Raw genomic sequence first — 1,335 nt, 5'->3', positions numbered from 1 at the left:
TCACCACAGCAGGAGACCCACCAGCAAACGAAGACCCTTCCCCACCAGAGGAAACCTGCCCCTCCACAACCCGCCCCTCCTTCTTGCGAGCCCGCAACTTCCTCGCCGATGCTGCGTGCTTTGCCTTCCTGTCCGCCTCGGCGTTCGCTATCGTGTCCAGCTCGGCCTGCGCCGCCTTGATATGCCCCGGCAACGCCTCCAACTCCGCCTGCATGTCGGCATCCGGCTCCGGCAACGCCGCCAACTCCGCCTGCCGAGTCACAAGCTCCCCCAACCGTGCTTCCGCCTGCGCCTGCTTCTCCCTCTTACGAGCCTCCCACTTCCTCTGCTCTGCTGCGTGCTTTGCCTTCCTGTCCGCCTCGGCGTTCGCTATCGTGTCCAGCTCGGCCTGCGCCGCCTTGATATGCCCCGGCAACGCCTCCAACTCCGCCTGCATGTCGGCATCCAGCTCCGGCAACGCCGCCAACTCCGCCTGCCGAGTCACAAGCTCCCCCAACCATGCTTCCACCTGCGCCTGCTTTTCCTTCTCACGAGCCTGCCGCTTCCTCTCCTCCGCTGCGTGCTTTGTTTTCCTGTCCGCCTCGGCGTTCGCTATCGTGTCCAGCTCGGCCTGCGTCGCCGCGATACGCCCCGCCAACTCCGCCCACTCCGCCCGCAAATCCTCAATACGCCCCCGCAACGCCGCCAACTCCGCTGCCAGCCGGGCCTCATCCCATCCGTGCAAACCCGCCACCACCCCCGGCCACTGCGCCCACTGCGCCTCCCGAGACTCGGCCTGCCGCAACTCCTCTCCCAACTCCGACTGCCGAGCCACGAGCTCTCCCAGCCGCGCCCGCCCATCGGCAGCCAGCTCAGCCCGCTCGTTCTTCTTGCGAGCCTGCCACTTCCTCTGCGCTGCTGCGTGCTTCGCTTTCCTGTCCGCCTCGGCGTTCGCCATCGTGGCCCGCTCCGCCTGCACCTCCTTGATACGCCCCGCCAACTCCGCCAACTTCGCCCGCAAATCCTCAATACGCCCCCGCAACGCCGCCAACTCCGCTGCCGGCCGGGTCTCATCCCACTCGTGCAAACCCGCCACCAACCCCGGCCACTGCGCCCACTCCGCCTCCCGAGACTCGGCCTGCCGCAGCTCCTCTCCCAACTCCGACTGCCGAGCCACGAGCTCCCGCAACCGTGCTTCCCCCTGCGCCCGCTTCTCCTTCTTGCGAGCCCGCCAATTCTTCACCGCTGCTGCATGCTTTGTCTTTTTTTCCTCAGGTGTGGCGGTGTGGCTTGGTCCTGGTGTGCCTGTCCACCTGATCACCGGGGCCGAGAGTGTTCCCTGCACCGAGTGCGGGA

1 protein-coding gene is annotated in these 1,335 nt (G+C 67.0%); it reads right to left on the bottom strand.

Annotation, left to right across the window (positions count from 1 at the left end; all coding sequences use genetic code 11):
* A partial coding sequence (locus ACWDKQ_RS36195) for a hypothetical protein (RefSeq protein WP_450143245.1) occupies nt 1-1,222 on the bottom strand: 1,222 nt, incomplete at its 3' end.
* Nucleotides 1,223-1,335: the final 113 nt, after the last annotated feature.

The organism is Saccharopolyspora sp. NPDC000995 (assembly GCF_053599315.1).
The sequence above is the reverse complement of the archived record's forward strand: the minus strand, read 5'-3'. Positions and strand labels throughout refer to the sequence as shown.